A 14,392-nucleotide genomic window follows, 5' to 3' on the forward strand; every position below is an offset into this window, starting at 1 on the left:
TGTTAGTTCGAGTCACCGCTGGTGCCGATGCGCAAAGGCACGCCGGGATGAAGGCTGACAATCTCGACCAGCATGCCGGGAAGGCAGTCGCCAGCGCCCTCGCCCAGCACCACCCACGCATCCGCTTCGGCGAACGGTTGAATGCGAAACGGCTGCTGTAGTTTGAGCAGGCTCGCGTGAAGACGCCCGTCACGACCCTGGCTGAGCCTCGCGCGCAGGAAGTGACGCAGGCCCGGCTTCGGCTGCTGCGGCGTATCCAGCACGGCATGCAGCACCACTTCGCTGCCCTGCCCCGCCCAGGCCCGCAGTACGGGCGCGACGAAGAAACGGAAACCGACGGCCACCGCCATCGGCGTGCCGGGGAGCGCAAGCACCAGGGTGTCATCGCCCAGCATCGCGGCGAGCACCGGCTTGCCCGGGCGCATGGCCACCTGGTGGAACAGGAGTTCAGCACCAAGCGCTTGCAGCGCGTCAGGCACGAAGTCATGGCGCCCCATGGAAACCGCGCCCGTACTGACGATCAGGTCCGCGCCCGCATCGCGTGCGCGCAGCACGGCATCGCGGTAATGGCTGGCGGTGTCATCCAGCGTCTCGCAGGACAGGACCTGCACGCTTGATGCCGCCAACGCCGCCATCAGATAGGGACCGTTGGAAGAGTGGATTTGCTCGTCGGCGAGTGGCCGGGTCGGGTCCGCCAGCAATTCCTTGCCGGTACCGATGATCGCGACGCGCGGCCGGCGCACTACCTCGACCGACGTCACGCCGAGCGCTGCCAGCAACATGACATGGGCAGGATCGATGCGCGTACCGGCAACGGCCACCACCGCGCCCCTGGCGACATCGCTGCCGGCATAGCGCACGTTGTCGCCGACGGCGAGCGCATCGAGCAGTCGAATGCGCGCGGGCATGCCGTCGTCGCCGCGCGCCAGCAATTGAGTACGCTCTACCGCAACCACCGCGTCCAGGTCGGCGGGCAGGCGCGCGCCGGTCATGATTTCGCAGGCGTTGCCCGAGGACGCAGGCGCCGCATCGCCGGCAGCCTGGGAACCCACGACGGCATGCTCCGAGCCGGCGGCGAGCGGCTCGCGTGCACGCAGGGCATAGCCGTCCATCGCCGCATGATTGAACGATGGCAGGTCTATCGGACTGACCACATCACGGGCCAGCACGCAGCCCAGCGCGTCGACCGGCGTACGGGACTCGGCCGGCAGTCGACGGGCGCGGGCCAGCAGTCGTTCCAGGGCCTGGTCATAACTGATCATGGTGCGAGGCAACGCATCCTGCCTACCTGAGCGGGGAGACCCGCATGCTCGACGCGCACGCCCGGCGATGCAAGAGGCGGGCAAGCTTTTGCGCCAACGCGTTGCGGTGCAGCAACCAATCGAGCGCCAAAGGCCTGATGATCGGCCGTGGGGAAGTCAGTGCACACGGTAGCCGGGCGTTCGACTTAAGTAGAGTGGCGCGCCGGGCGCGTCCGCTCGACTATCGCGCCGGTCGCCAGACTATGGGGTCGTCTTACACACTGGGGGGAGATGCTTGTGAATAGCGTACCTGCAGCAGACGTTCTGAGCCCGGCGCCAGGAAGCGCGCCCGGAGTACTGTCGAGGGAACGCACCATCGCAGGATCCCGCTTCAATCGCTGGCTGGTGCCACCGGCGGCCCTGGCCATCCATCTCAGCATCGGCATGGCCTACGGCTTCTCGGTGTTCTGGCTGCCGATGACCAAACTGGTGACCGAGGCCGATCCGGCCATGTGCGCCAACCTGGGCTTCTTCGCCCAGCTGTTCAGCACCGCCTGCAACTGGACCGTGCCCGCGGTCAACCACATCTTCGAAACCTTCATCGCCATGCTCGGCATTTCCGCCGCGATCTGGGGCGGCTGGCTGGAGCATGCCGGGCCGCGCAAGGCCGGCTTTATCGCCGCACTGTGCTGGGGCGGCGGACTGGTGATCGGCGGCATCGGGGTCTCGATGCATCAACTGTGGCTGGTCTATCTCGGCGCCGGAGTGCTGGGAGGCATCGGCCAGGGCCTGGGCTATATCTCGCCGGTCTCCACCCTGATCAAATGGTTTCCCGACCGGCGCGGCCTGGCCACCGGCTTCGCCATCATGGGCTATGGCGGTGGCGCGATGATCGGCGCGCCGATTGCCGTCGCCCTGATGCAGAAGTTCACCCAGGGCAGCGTACCGGGCGTGGCTGCCACCCTGGTCTGCATGGGCGTGATCTACTTCATCGCCATGTGCGCCGGTGCCTTCGGCTTCCGCGTGCCGCCGACCGGTTGGCGCCCGCTGGGTTGGACGCCGCCGGCGGAGTCGTCCAACAAACTGATCACCCATCGCCACGTGCACCTCAGCCGCGCGTGGAAGACGCCGCAGTTCTGGCTGATCTGGATGATCCTGTGCATGAATGTGACGGCCGGCATCGGCGTGCTGTCCATGGCCAGCCCGATGTTGCAGGACGTGTTTGGCGGACGCCTGCTCGGACTCGATAGTTCGACGGTACTGAGCACGGCGCAGAAGGCTGCCATCGCCGCCTCCGCCGCCGGCCTGGTCGGACTGATCAGCCTGTTCAACAGCCTGGGCCGCATCTTCTGGGCATCCACTTCCGATTTCATCGGCCGCAAGACCACCTACTTCGTGTTCTTCGCGCTCGGCGTGCTGTTGTATTGCAGCCTGCCCAGCCTGGGTCATCTGGGGCTGGCCGCCGCCTTCGTGGCGGCGGTGTGCATCATCCTGTCGATGTACGGCGGCGGCTTTTCCACGGTGCCCGCCTATCTGTCCGATATCTTCGGCACCCAGATGGTGGGCGCGATCCACGGCCGGCTGCTTACCGCCTGGTCGGTGGCCGGCGTTGCCGGCCCGTTCCTGATCGCGGCCGTGCGGCAAGCGCAGCTCGATGCCGGTGTGGCCAAGAACCTGGTCTATGACCGCACGCTGTACATCCTGGCGGTGCTGCTGGTGGTGGGCATGATCTGCAATTTCCTGGTCAAACCGGTCAAGGAGAATGCCCTCATGACCGAACAGGAACTGGAGCACGAACGCTCGCTGCAGCACGAGGCGGCGGCCATCTCCGCCCATGCGCAGGACGCGGCGCGTGGGCGCTTCGGCGCCACCGGTCTCATCGCCTGGACACTCGTTGGCATTCCCTTCCTGATCGGAGTATGGATAGCCATTACCAAGGCCGCAGCATTGTTCTGAAAGGCGCTCGCACGGTGAACCCATGAAACGCGCAGTGAATAGCGCCGCGATGCCGAACATCCCGGACCATGTCCGGGATGTCGTGCTCGAAGTCACTGGCCGCTTGAAAGACACGCCCGGTGCCCTGCTCCCGGTCCTGCACGGCGTGCAGGCGGCGCTGGGTTACGTACCGGAGCAAGCCGTGCCGCTGATCGCCCGCGAGATGAACCTCTCGCGGGCCGATGTGCACGGCGTCATCAGCTTCTATCACTTCTTCCGCCAGCAGCCCGCCGGACGGCATGTCATCTACCTGTGCCGGGCGGAATCGTGCCAGGCCATGGGCGCCGCGACGCTGGAGCACCATGTCAAGCAACGGCTGGGGGTGGACTTCCATGAGACTACCGCCGATGGCAGCTACACGCTGGAGCCGGTCTATTGCCTCGGCAACTGCGCCTGCTCGCCGGCGATGATGGTCGACGGGGATTTACAGGGGCGCATGACCCCCGAGCGCTTTGACGCCTGGCTGAAGACGGAGGCGCCATGAGCATCACCGTCTATGTGCCGCTCGATGCCAGCGCGCTCTCGCTGGGCGCCGAGGCCGTCGCCAAGGCGATAAGTGCCGAGGCCTCGCGGCGTGGCGCCGACGTGCGCCTGGTTCGCAACGGTTCGCGCGGCATGTATTGGCTGGAACCGCTGGTCGAAGTCGAAACGACGGCTGGCCGCGTCGCCTACGGCCCGGTGCAGGCGGAGGATGTGCCCTCGCTGTTCAATGCAGGCTTCCTGCAGACGGCACAGCATCCACTCGCCCTCGGGCCGACCGAATCGATCCCGTATCTGAAGCGCCAGCAGCGCCTGACCTTCGCCCGTGTCGGCATCGTCGATCCGCGCAGCCTGGATGATTACCGTGCCCACGGGGGTTATCGCGGCCTGGCGAACGCGCTGCGCATGAGCGGCATCGACATCGTGCAAAGCGTGCTCGATGCCGGGCTGCGCGGCCGTGGCGGCGCAGCGTTCCCTGCCGGCATCAAATGGAAAACCTGCCTGGACGCGCCCCCCGGGCAGAAGTACATCGTGTGCAATGCGGACGAAGGCGACTCCGGCACCTTCTCCGATCGCATGATCATGGAAGGCGACCCCTTCGTGCTGATCGAGGGCATGACCATCGCCGGCCTCGCCGTCGGCGCCACCCGCGGCTACATCTATCTGCGCGTGGAATACCCGCACGCACAGCGTGCCCTGCTGGCGGCCATCGCCGCTGCCGAGTCGGCGGGCTATCTGGGCGACAACGTCTGCGGCAGCGGCAAGGCATTCCAGCTGGAAGTCCGCATGGCCGCTGGTGCGTATATCTGTGGCGAGGAAACCTCGCTGCTCGAATCGCTGGAAGGCAAACGCGGCCAGGTCCGCTTCAAGCCGCCGCTGCCGGCGATCCAGGGCCTGTTCGGCAAGCCGACGGTGATCAACAACGTGGTCACGCTCGCCTCGGTGCCGATCATCCTGGATCGTGGTGCCGGCTTTTACCGCGACTACGGCAGCGGCAAGTCGCGCGGCACCTTGCCGATCCAGCTGGCCGGCAATCTGAAGCAAACAGGTCTGGTGGAGTTGGCGTTTGGGGCCACGCTACGCGAGCTGATCGAAGATTTCGGCGGTGGTACCGCCAGCGGTCGTCCGCTGCGGGCGGTCCAGGTCGGCGGTCCGCTCGGTGCCTATATTCCCCCGTCGCGGCTGGACACGCCGATCGACTACGAAGCGTTTGCCGCCATCGGCGGCATGCTGGGTCACGGCGGCGTGGTGGTCTTCGACGACACCGTCGACATGGCGGCGCAGGCGCGTTACGCGATGGAGTTCTGCGCCATCGAGTCTTGCGGCAAATGCACGCCATGTCGCATCGGTTCCACCCGCGGCGTCGAAGTGATCGATCGCATGCTTGCCGGCAACGCCATCGAGCGCGAACGCAACGAGGTCCTGCTGCGCGATCTCTGCCAGACCATGATCGACGGTTCCCTGTGCGCCCTCGGCGGCATGGCGCCTTTCCCGGTGCTCAGCGCGCTGGACCATTTCCACGAGGATTTCGCAGGCGCCGCCGACAAAGCGGCGCACTGAGGAGGTAACGCACCATGCTGTCCATCGTCGAGATCGACTACGGCACGCCAAAAGCGACGTCCACTACGATGGTCGAGCTGGAAATCGACGGGCGTAGCGTGCAAGTGCCGGAGGGCACCTCGGTGCTGCGCGCGGCCGCGCAGATGGGCATCGGCATCCCCAAGCTCTGCGCCACCGACATGCTCGAGGTGTTCGGCTCGTGCCGGCTGTGCCTGGTGGAAATCGAGGGTCGCAAGGGCTACCCGGCTTCCTGCACCACGCCGGTCAGTCCCGGCATGAAAGTGCATACGCAGACGTCCAGGCTGGCCGAGATCCGGCGCGGGGTGATGGAGTTGTATATCTCCGATCACCCACTCGATTGCCTCACCTGCCCCGCCAACGGTCATTGCGAGTTGCAGGACATGGCGGGCGTGGTCGGCCTGCGCGAGGTGCGCTACGGGTACGACGGCGCCAATCATGTCCATGCCGAGAAGAAGGACGGCAGCGCCAATCCGTTGTTCGCAGCCAAGGACATATCCAACCCCTACTTCACCTTCGACCCATCCAAATGCATCGCCTGCTCGCGCTGCGTGCGCGCTTGCGAAGAGGTCCAGGGCACGTTCGCGCTGACCATCCAGGGACGCGGCTTCGAGTCCAAGGTGGCAGCCAGCCAGGACAACCGCTTCCTCGATTCCGAATGCGTCTCCTGCGGCGCCTGCGTACAGGCCTGCCCGACCGCGACGTTGTCCGAGAAATCGCTGATCGACATGGGCCAGGCGGAGCACAGCGTCGTCACCACCTGTGCGTATTGCGGCGTCGGCTGCAGCTTCCGCGCCGAGATGAAAGGCCAGGACATCGTGCGCATGGTGCCGAACAAGGATGGCCACGCCAATCACGGCCACTCCTGCGTCAAGGGACGCTTCGCCATTGGCTACGCCACGCACCCCGATCGCATCACCACGCCGATGATCCGCGCCCGCATCTCCGATCCCTGGCGAGTGGTCAGCTGGGACGAGGCGATTGCCCATGTCGCCAGCGAGTTCAAGCGGCTGCAGGCGCGCTACGGCAAGCACTCGGTAGGCGGCATCACTTCCTCGCGCTGCACCAACGAGGAAACCTACCTGGTGCAAAAGCTGGTACGCGCCGGTTTCGGCAATAACAACGTCGATACCTGTGCGCGCGTCTGCCATTCACCCACCGGCTACGGGCTCAAGGCAACCATGGGCGAGTCGGCCGGCACGCAGGATTTCGACTCGATCGAGGCTACCGACGTCGTGCTGGTGATCGGTGCGAATCCCACCGACGCCCACCCCGTGTTCGGCTCGCAGATGAAACGCCGCCTGCGTGCGGGCGCCAAGCTGATCGTGGTCGACCCACGCCGCATCGACCTCGTGCGCACGCCGCATATCCAGGCTGACTACCACCTGCGCCTGCGGCCAGGCACGAATGTAGCGGTGCTCGACGCGCTGGCCCACGTCATCGTCACCGAGAACCTGGTCGACGAGGCCTTCGTCGCCCAACGCTGCGAAGCAGTGGCGTTTGCCAAGTGGCGCGCGTTCGTGGCGCAGGACAAGTACAGCCCCGAAGCGATGGAGTCGGTGACCGGCGTGCCAGCGTCCATTGTGCGCGGCGCCGCGCGGCTGTACGCCACCGGTGGCAATAGCGCGATCTACTACGGCCTGGGCGTCACCGAACATGCGCAGGGTTCCACCGCGGTGATGGCGATTGCGAACCTGGCCATGGCGACCGGCAATATCGGCCGTGAAGGCGTTGGCGTGAATCCGCTGCGCGGACAGAACAACGTGCAGGGCTCCTGCGACATGGGCTCGTTCCCGCATGAGTTCCCCGGCTATCGCCACGTCGGCGACGATGCCGTGCGTCACTCGTTCGAACAGGCCTGGGGCGTGCCCCTGCTCAGCGAACCGGGCCTGCGCATCCCCAACATGTTCGAGGCGGCTCTCGACGGCAGCTTCAAGGGGCTCTATATCGAGGGCGAGGACATCGCCCAATCCGATCCCGACACCCAGCACGTCACCGCGGCCCTCACCGCGATGGAATGCATCGTGGTGCAGGATCTGTTTCTCAACGAGACCGCCAAGTACGCCCACGTCTTCCTGCCGGGCAGTTCGTTCCTGGAGAAGGACGGCACCTTCGTCAACGCGGAGCGGCGCGTCTCCCGCGTGCGCAAGGTGATGGAGCCCAAGGGTGGCTATGCCGACTGGGAGATCACCCAGCTGCTCGCGCAGGCCATGGGCTACCCCATGAACTACACGCACCCGACGCAGATCATGGATGAGATCGCGCAACTCACGCCCACCTTCCACGGCGTCAGCTTCGACAAGATCGACCAGCTGGGTTCGATCCAGTGGCCGTGCAATGACCAGCATCCGCTCGGCACGCCGGTGATGCACGTCGACGAGTTCGTGCGCGGCAAGGGCCGCTTCATGCTTACCGAGTACGTACCGACCGCGGAAAAGGTCAACGCCGAGCATCCGTTGATTCTCACTACCGGCCGCATCCTCAGCCAATACAACGTAGGCGCGCAGACCCGGCGCACGGCCAATGTGATGTGGCACGACGAGGACCGGCTGGAAATCCATCCGCATGACGCCGAGGAGCGTGGCATCAACGAAGGCGACTGGGTCGGCATCCAGAGCCGTGCCGGCGACACCGTGCTGCGCGCGATGATCTCCGAGCGGATGCAGCCAGGCGTGGTCTACACCACCTTCCACTTCCCCGGCTCCGGCGCCAACGTGATCACCACCGAGAACTCCGACTGGGCCACCAATTGCCCCGAGTACAAGGTCACCGCCGTGCAAGTGACCCGGGTCACCCAGCCGTCCGATTGGCAGAAGCGCCATCGCGCCTTCTCGGATGCGCAGGAAGCACTGCTGAACCCGTCGACGAAGCCGGCCTGATGAAGCCGTTGCCTGATGCAGCGCAGGCGGGTTTCGTGCTGCGGCCCGTCGAACGCTGGCGCCACGGCACCGTCATCCGCGAGGACGATTGCATCGCCGAGGAAGTACCGGTAGCCATGGTCTACAACGGCGCCACCTTCGCCGTGATGATGGCCACGCCGCACGACCTGGACGACTTCGCCCTGGGCTTCTCGCTCAGCGAAAGCCTGATCGATGATCCGGCGCAGCTGCTCCAACTCGAGCAGAACTCATTGCTCGAGGGGATCGAACTGGCGATGCAGGTCGCCGAGGATGCCCCCGGCGCGCGCATTGGCCCCGAGCGCGAACGCCTGCTGCCTGGGCGTAGCGGCTGCGGCATTTGCGGCACGCGCGAACTGGAACAGGCGATCCGGCAACACCCGCCGGTTGGCGCCGGCCGCACCTACACGCGCGACGCGCTGGAGCGCGCACAACGGGAACTGCAGGCTCGGCAACCAATGAACGAGGCCACCGGTGCGGTGCATGCCGCGGCCTGGGCCACGCGCGACGGCGAGATCGCGCTGGTGCGCGAGGACGTCGGGCGCCACAACGCTCTGGACAAGTTGATTGGCGCCATGCGCCGCGCCGAGATCGACCCGGAGAACGGCCTCGCACTGGTCACCAGCCGCGCCAGCTACGAAATGGTCACCAAGGCAACCAGCGCCGGCATCACCATGCTGGCCGCGATCTCCGCGCCGACCGCCCTGGCGATCGAGCTGGCGCGCAGTGCGGGGATCACCCTGGTGGGCTTTACGCGTCCCGGCAGCCACAACGTCTACACCCATCCCGATCGCCTGCTCCCGGTGGCAGGACAGGAGTCGCCATGAACATCGAACGGCTCGTCACCATGGCGAACGACATCGCGACCTTCTTCGAGGTCGAGCCCGATCACGAGCTGGCGGTGAGCAGCGTGCGCGACCACCTCAAGCGGTTCTGGGACCCGGTCATGCGCCGCCAATTGAAGGTCCATCTTGGCGCAGGCGGTGAAGGCCTGCTGCCGCTCGCCAGGGAAGCCGTGGCCGGACTGGACGTACCACCGGCAGACGCTGGCTGATCAGGGCTGGTCCGTCGACGAGCCGTCGACGATCTCGATGGCAGCGACGCTGCGAACCCAACGCGCGGGACGCTGATCGCCGCCAACCACCAGCCGAAAAGGTCCGTCCTCGGCCAGTGGCTTGCCGTCCTTCTGGTCGGCCAGGATCACCTGCGTGTTGCCCAGCGACGGATCGAGGTCGGCAAGGCCAAACACCACCTGGTAGTGATCGGTCGCCGTCACCCGCACGAAGTTCGCCAACGCCTTGCCGCGCAGCGGCTTGTCCAGCGGCACGCCCGCGCGCAGCAGGATGTCCCGCAGCGCCACGCCACGCCAATCGCTGGGCGACTCATCGTGAGCCGCCGCCCGGATGCCGGTATGCGGCATGGCGGCGAGCGCAGACGCCTCGAGCGTCAGTGCCGGCTTGCCTGGCAGCAGCAGGCTGACCGCCTGAGCCCGTACGACCGGTGAAGTTGGCTCCGCGGCGCTTACCGCAAACGCAAGCAGGCAACCGATCGCCAGCCATCCACTTCGAAACGACGCCACCGCCTTGCTCGCCATTCGTCATCCTCGCAGGAAAAGGTTCACATGACTTTCACGCACCGCAGGGCAACTCCCTGCAGGTGTTCGCGGCACTCTATATCGAACGTCCTGCGCCTGGGTCCGCGGCATCAATCGAATGCGTCAAAACGCCGGAGAAAGCCAGGGAGCGGCGATGTACACTGGCGTAACGGTTTCCGCCGCGTCTTCTCTGCCTCGCCGAGGTCCAGATGGAAGCGTCACCCGAGACGATTACAAAACAGCAGGAGCGGACGGTTTTCCTGGTCCTGACTGTGGCCTTGTTCCCTGCCCTGGCAGTGGCGATTGTCGTTTCCTATGGGTTCGCCGTCTGGGTGTGGCAAATGTTCAACGGCCCGCCGGGAACTTGAGCATGATCGTCGACGCCTCTTCCCATGCAAGCTACCTCGCGACATCGGTTGCGCCGCAAGTGCGTGCAAACGCGACAGCTTGTCGAGCCCAGGCAGGTGCCGCGCCATGAACGACGAGCAACATATTTCCAGCCTCGTGCTGCTGCATCGTCATGAAGCTTTGCCGGCCATCAAGGCGCTGGTGGAGGCGCATGCTGGACTTGAAATCGCGGCGCAAGGCGATTGCCGTTGCGTCGTGCTCTGCGAAACGAATGATCAACGCGCACTGATGGACCATATTGACGCGCTGGAATTACTGCCTGGCGTGCTGAACGTGTCACTGATTTATCACCATGTGGAATCGCTTGGCGAGCTTGACCAGCCGATGGAGCCTGGCTTGTCGAGTTGAGGAGTCGACGTATGACCATGACGCGACGGGAATTCATCCGCAACACCGCCGTGGCGGTTGCGGCGAATGTGGCGGGACTGGCATTGCCGGCCGCGGCGAGCAATGTGCTGCTGGAAGGCGACCTCACCCAACTGAAATGGAGCAAAGCGCCCTGTCGCTTCTGCGGCACCGGATGCGGCGTCAACGTGGCCGTGAAGAACGGTCGCGTGGTGGCCACCCACGGCGATGAGCTGGCCGAAGTCAATCGGGGCATCAACTGCGTCAAGGGCTACTTCCTGTCAAAAATCATGTACGGCGCGGATCGCCTGACCCAGCCCCTGCTGCGCAAGAAGAATGGCACGTACGCGAAGGACGGCGACTTCACGCCGGTGACGTGGGACGAAGCCTTCGATGTCATGGCGGCGCAATTCAAGCGCGTGCTGAAGGAAAAGGGGCCGGAAGCGATCGGCATGTTCGGCTCCGGCCAATGGACGATCTGGGAAGGCTACGCCGCCAACAAGCTGTTCAAGGCCGGCTTCCGCAGCAACAACCTCGACCCGAATGCACGCCACTGCATGGCCTCGGCCGTGATGGGCTTCATGCGCACGTTCGGCATGGACGAGCCCATGGGCTGCTACGACGACATCGAAGCGGCCGATGCGTTCGTGCTGTGGGGCTCCAACATGGCGGAGATGCATCCGATCCTGTGGACGCGCGTCACCGATCGCCGCCTGTCCAATCCCCACGTCAAGGTCGCGGTGCTGTCCACCTTCGAGCATCGCAGCTTCGAACTGGCCGACCTGCCGATCGTGTTCACCCCGCAGACGGATCTGGTCATCCTCAACTACATCGCCAATCACATCATCAAGAGCGGCCGCGTCAACAAGGACTTCGTCAACCAGCACACCAGCTTCAAGCGCGGCAATACCGATATCGGCTATGGGCTCCGCCCCGACAATCCGCTTGAGCTGAAAGCCAAGAACGCCAAGGACCCCAATGGTGGCGAAGTCATCGACTTCGACCAGTTCGCTGCCTTCGTCGCGCCTTACACCATCGAAAAGGCGGTGGAGATGACCGGAGTGGAGCGTGGCTGGCTGGAGAAGCTGGCCGAACTCTATGCCGACCCCGCGATCAAGGTGACGTCGTTCTGGACCATGGGCTTCAACCAGCACACGCGCGGGGTGTGGGCCAACAATATGGTCTACAACCTGCACCTGCTGACCGGCAAGATCGCCCAACCCGGCAATAGCCCGTTCTCGCTGACCGGACAACCGTCGGCCTGCGGCACCGCGCGCGAAGTCGGCACCTTCAGCCATCGCCTGCCGGCCGACATGGTGGTGACCAATCCGGAACACCGCAAACACGCGGAAGAGATCTGGAATATTCCCCAGGGCATCATCCAGCCCAAGCCCGGCTTCCACGCGGTGGAACAGAACCGCAAGCTCAAGGACGGCGTGCTCAACGCCTACTGGGTGCAGGTCAACAACAATATGCAGGCCGGCGCGAACCTGATGCAGGAGACGTATCCGGGCTATCGCGATGCAAGAAACTTTATCGTCGTATCCGACGCCTATCCCACCGTCACCGCGCAGGCAGCCGACCTGATCCTGCCCGCTGCGATGTGGGTGGAAAAGGAAGGCGCCTATGGCAACGCCGAGCGGCGCACCCAGTTCTGGCACCAATTGGTCCAGGCACCGGCGGAGGCGAAATCGGATCTCTGGCAGCTGATGGAGTTCTCCAAGCGCTTCACCACCGACGAATGCTGGCCCGCAGAAATCTTGGCAGCGAATCCGCAGTTCAAGGGCAAGACCCTGTTCGACGTGCTGTACCGGAACGGCAAGGTGGATCGATTCCCCGTGTCGCAGATCGAGGAGGGCTACCAGAACGACGAGTCCGCTGCGTTTGGCTTCTACGTGCAGAAGGGCTTGTTCGAGGAATACGCCGAGTTCGGCCGTGGCCACGGGCATGACCTCGCCTATTTCGACGAGTATCACAAGGCACGCGGCCTGCGCTGGCCGGTCGTCGAAGGCAGGGAGACGCGCTGGCGTTATCGCGAGGGCAGCGACCCTTATGTGAAGGCCGGCACCGGCTTCCAGTTCTACGGCAATCCCGACGGGCGCGCGGTGATCTGGGCCCTGCCCTATGAACCGCCGGCGGAGATGCCAGACGCCGAATACGATCTATGGCTGTCAACCGGCCGCGTGCTCGAACATTGGCACTCGGGCTCCATGACCATGCGAGTGCCCGAGTTGTACCGGAGTTTCCCCCAGGCGGTCGTGTTCATGAATCCCGACGACGCCAAGGCGAGGGGCTTCAAGCGCGGCGACGAGGTGAAGGTGGTCTCCCGTCGCGGTGAAATGCGCTCGCGCATCGAGACCCGCGGCCGCAACCGCATGCCGCGCGGCGTGGTCTTCGTCCCCTGGTTCGACGCGGGACAGTTGATCAACAAGGTCACCCTGGACGCGACCGACCCGATCTCCAAGCAGACCGACTACAAGAAGTGCGCCGTCAAGGTGCTGGCGGTCTAGGAGGACACAGACATGCGCGACAAGCCTCTCATGCTCATTGCTGGTGTGGTCGTCGTGGTGGTGGCCGCCATCGCCTTCGTGGCCGGGGAAAAGCTGGGGCACAGCGACAGGAGCGGATCGCATGCCATGGTCGGCATGCCGGCATCGGCGCCGCGGCCTGCAGCCCCTGCAGCGCCTGAAGCGCCGCCGCCAGGCCAACAGATCGATGCGCTGCGCCGTGGCGTACCGATCAGCGAGGAAGGTCCGCCACCGCCGATGGCGCGCGTGGAGAATACGGATATCCGGCGCAACCGCGCTTATCCCATGCAGCCGCCCACGATTCCGCACTCGATCGACAACTACCAGATCGACAAGAATTCCAATCGCTGCCTGCTCTGCCATGCGCGCGCCAATGCGGACAAATTCCAGGCGCCGCCGGTCAGCGTCACTCATTACATGGATCGCAACGACCAGTTCCTCGCCACCATCTCGCCGCGCCGTTACTTCTGCAACCAGTGCCATGTGGTGCAGACCGACGCCAAGCCCCTGGTCGCGAACACGTTCAAGGACATCGACACCGTGCTCTCCGAAGCAAAGGGGAACTGACCATGTGGGCGCGGATCAAGCCGTGGGTGGCGACGTTCTGGCGCATTCTGCGCAAACCAAGTGTCCACTACAGCCTCGGCTTTCTCACTCTGGGCGGCTTCATTGCTGGCGTGGTCTTTTGGGGCGCATTCAACACCGCACTTGAAGCGACCAACACCGAGGCGTTTTGCACCGGCTGCCACGAAATGCGTGACAACGTGTTCCAGGAGCTGAAAACCACGATCCACTACAGCAACCGATCCGGCGTGCGCGCCACCTGCCCCGATTGCCACGTACCGCATAACTGGACCGACAAGATCGCGCGCAAGATGCAGGCGTCCAAGGAGGTCTGGGGCAAGATATTCGGCACGGTGAACACGCGCGAGAAATTTCTCGACCACCGCCTCGTGCTCGCCGAACACGAGTGGGCGCGACTAAAGGCAAACGATTCGCTGGAATGTAGAAATTGCCACAACTACGCATCAATGGATTTGACCCGACAATCGACGCGAGCCGCACAGATACACCAGCGCTGGCTGGTCACGGGCGAAAAGACCTGCATTGATTGCCATAAGGGCATCGCACATCACCTGCCTGATATGACGGGGATACCGCAGGGCTGACGACTCTTGCTCTGGAGTCCCGTAGAGCTTTCGGACGCGATCCTCACCCCAAGCAACGTCAAAAGACTCGTCATTCCCGCGAAAGCGGGAATCCAGCGACTTTCAATCCGTTGAAAACTAAGGCACTGGATTCCCGCTTTCGCGGGAATGACGATCA

Annotated in this window: 13 protein-coding genes; 11 read left to right on the plus strand and 2 right to left on the minus strand. The window is 64.6% G+C overall.

The features are described from left to right. Positions 1-2: 2 nt before the first annotated feature. Positions 3-1,262 (minus strand): molybdopterin molybdotransferase MoeA, encoded by a 1,260-nt coding sequence (locus OUZ49_RS06170; protein WP_266149170.1) that lies wholly within the window; start codon positions 1,260-1,262, stop codon positions 3-5. Positions 1,263-1,685: 423 nt separating this feature from the next. On the opposite strand from OUZ49_RS06170, the gene OUZ49_RS06175 reads away from it, so the two are divergent. Genes OUZ49_RS06175 through OUZ49_RS06200 form a run of 6 tightly spaced genes read left to right on the plus strand, consistent with a single transcriptional unit; the run spans position 1,686 to position 9,245 of the window. Further along, positions 1,686-3,197, plus strand: coding sequence for an OFA family MFS transporter (locus OUZ49_RS06175; protein ID WP_266149396.1), 1,512 nt, complete (start codon positions 1,686-1,688; stop codon positions 3,195-3,197). 22 nt (positions 3,198-3,219) lie between these two features. Beyond that, a complete protein-coding gene (locus tag OUZ49_RS06180; protein WP_266149171.1) occupies positions 3,220-3,720 on the plus strand; it encodes a formate dehydrogenase subunit gamma in 501 nt (166 codons plus the stop codon). Then, positions 3,717-5,276 carry a formate dehydrogenase beta subunit gene (locus tag OUZ49_RS06185; protein WP_266149172.1) on the plus strand — a complete coding sequence of 520 codons (1,560 nt, stop codon included), beginning with the start codon at positions 3,717-3,719 and terminating at the stop codon, positions 5,274-5,276. The genes OUZ49_RS06180 and OUZ49_RS06185 overlap by 4 nt, the downstream gene beginning before the upstream one ends. 14 nt (positions 5,277-5,290) lie before the next feature. Further along, complete coding sequence (gene fdhF, locus OUZ49_RS06190; protein WP_266149174.1) at positions 5,291-8,173, plus strand: formate dehydrogenase subunit alpha; 2,883 nt, start codon at positions 5,291-5,293, stop codon at positions 8,171-8,173. Further along, the gene (gene fdhD, locus OUZ49_RS06195; RefSeq protein ID WP_266149176.1) at positions 8,173-9,018 is read left to right on the plus strand and encodes a formate dehydrogenase accessory sulfurtransferase FdhD; all 846 of its coding nucleotides are present in this window, start codon (positions 8,173-8,175) and stop codon (positions 9,016-9,018) included. The genes fdhF and fdhD overlap by 1 nt, the downstream gene beginning before the upstream one ends. Further along, entirely contained in the window at positions 9,015-9,245 is a 231-nt protein-coding gene (locus OUZ49_RS06200; protein WP_266149178.1) for a formate dehydrogenase subunit delta, read from the plus strand. The genes fdhD and OUZ49_RS06200 overlap by 4 nt, the downstream gene beginning before the upstream one ends. Here OUZ49_RS06200 and OUZ49_RS06205 read toward each other — a convergent pair whose 3' ends face one another. Further along, positions 9,246-9,785: a molybdopterin-dependent oxidoreductase gene (locus OUZ49_RS06205; RefSeq protein WP_266149179.1), complete on the minus strand. Its 540-nt coding sequence runs from the start codon at positions 9,783-9,785 to the stop codon at positions 9,246-9,248. A gap of 209 nt (positions 9,786-9,994) precedes the next feature. On the opposite strand from OUZ49_RS06205, the gene napE reads away from it, so the two are divergent. The 5 genes from napE to OUZ49_RS06230 all read left to right on the plus strand — a co-directional run bounded on the left by napE (position 9,995) and on the right by OUZ49_RS06230 (position 14,235). After that, complete coding sequence (gene napE, locus OUZ49_RS06210) at positions 9,995-10,153, plus strand: periplasmic nitrate reductase, NapE protein (RefSeq protein WP_266149180.1); 159 nt, start codon at positions 9,995-9,997, stop codon at positions 10,151-10,153. A 106-nt stretch (positions 10,154-10,259) separates the two neighbouring features. Further along, on the plus strand, positions 10,260-10,541 hold the full coding sequence (locus OUZ49_RS06215; RefSeq protein ID WP_266149181.1) for a chaperone NapD: 282 nt from the start codon (positions 10,260-10,262) through the stop codon (positions 10,539-10,541). An 11-nt stretch (positions 10,542-10,552) separates the two neighbouring features. After that, positions 10,553-13,048 carry a periplasmic nitrate reductase subunit alpha gene (napA, locus tag OUZ49_RS06220; RefSeq protein ID WP_266149182.1) on the plus strand — a complete coding sequence of 832 codons (2,496 nt, stop codon included), beginning with the start codon at positions 10,553-10,555 and terminating at the stop codon, positions 13,046-13,048. A 12-nt stretch (positions 13,049-13,060) separates the two neighbouring features. Next, positions 13,061-13,633, plus strand: coding sequence for a nitrate reductase cytochrome c-type subunit (locus tag OUZ49_RS06225; RefSeq protein WP_266149183.1), 573 nt, complete (start codon positions 13,061-13,063; stop codon positions 13,631-13,633). A gap of 2 nt (positions 13,634-13,635) precedes the next feature. Further along, entirely contained in the window at positions 13,636-14,235 is a 600-nt protein-coding gene (locus tag OUZ49_RS06230; protein ID WP_266149185.1) for a cytochrome c3 family protein, read from the plus strand. Positions 14,236-14,392 lie beyond the last annotated feature (157 nt).

It is taken from the genome of Dyella halodurans (genome assembly GCF_026283925.1).
In the GTDB taxonomy this organism is placed as follows: domain Bacteria; phylum Pseudomonadota; class Gammaproteobacteria; order Xanthomonadales; family Rhodanobacteraceae; genus Dyella; species Dyella halodurans.

Excerpts from the sequence above, each read along its gene's own strand:
- fdhD (WP_266149176.1), top strand. The coding sequence starts at position 8,173 with ATGAAGCCGTTGCCTGATGCAGCGCAGGCGGGTTTCGTGCTGCGGCCC.
- OUZ49_RS06175 (WP_266149396.1), top strand. The coding sequence starts at position 1,686 with ATGGCCTACGGCTTCTCGGTGTTCTGGCTGCCGATGACCAAACTGGTG.
- napE (WP_266149180.1), top strand. The coding sequence starts at position 9,995 with ATGGAAGCGTCACCCGAGACGATTACAAAACAGCAGGAGCGGACGGTT.
- fdhF (WP_266149174.1), top strand. The coding sequence starts at position 5,291 with ATGCTGTCCATCGTCGAGATCGACTACGGCACGCCAAAAGCGACGTCC.
- OUZ49_RS06205 (WP_266149179.1), bottom strand. The coding sequence starts at position 9,785 with ATGGCGAGCAAGGCGGTGGCGTCGTTTCGAAGTGGATGGCTGGCGATC.
- OUZ49_RS06215 (WP_266149181.1), top strand. The coding sequence starts at position 10,260 with ATGAACGACGAGCAACATATTTCCAGCCTCGTGCTGCTGCATCGTCAT.
- OUZ49_RS06225 (WP_266149183.1), top strand. The coding sequence starts at position 13,061 with ATGCGCGACAAGCCTCTCATGCTCATTGCTGGTGTGGTCGTCGTGGTG.
- OUZ49_RS06170 (WP_266149170.1), bottom strand. The coding sequence starts at position 1,262 with ATGATCAGTTATGACCAGGCCCTGGAACGACTGCTGGCCCGCGCCCGT.
- OUZ49_RS06180 (WP_266149171.1), top strand. The coding sequence starts at position 3,220 with ATGAAACGCGCAGTGAATAGCGCCGCGATGCCGAACATCCCGGACCAT.
- OUZ49_RS06200 (WP_266149178.1), top strand. The coding sequence starts at position 9,015 with ATGAACATCGAACGGCTCGTCACCATGGCGAACGACATCGCGACCTTC.
- napA (WP_266149182.1), top strand. The coding sequence starts at position 10,553 with ATGACCATGACGCGACGGGAATTCATCCGCAACACCGCCGTGGCGGTT.
- OUZ49_RS06230 (WP_266149185.1), top strand. The coding sequence starts at position 13,636 with ATGTGGGCGCGGATCAAGCCGTGGGTGGCGACGTTCTGGCGCATTCTG.
- OUZ49_RS06185 (WP_266149172.1), top strand. The coding sequence starts at position 3,717 with ATGAGCATCACCGTCTATGTGCCGCTCGATGCCAGCGCGCTCTCGCTG.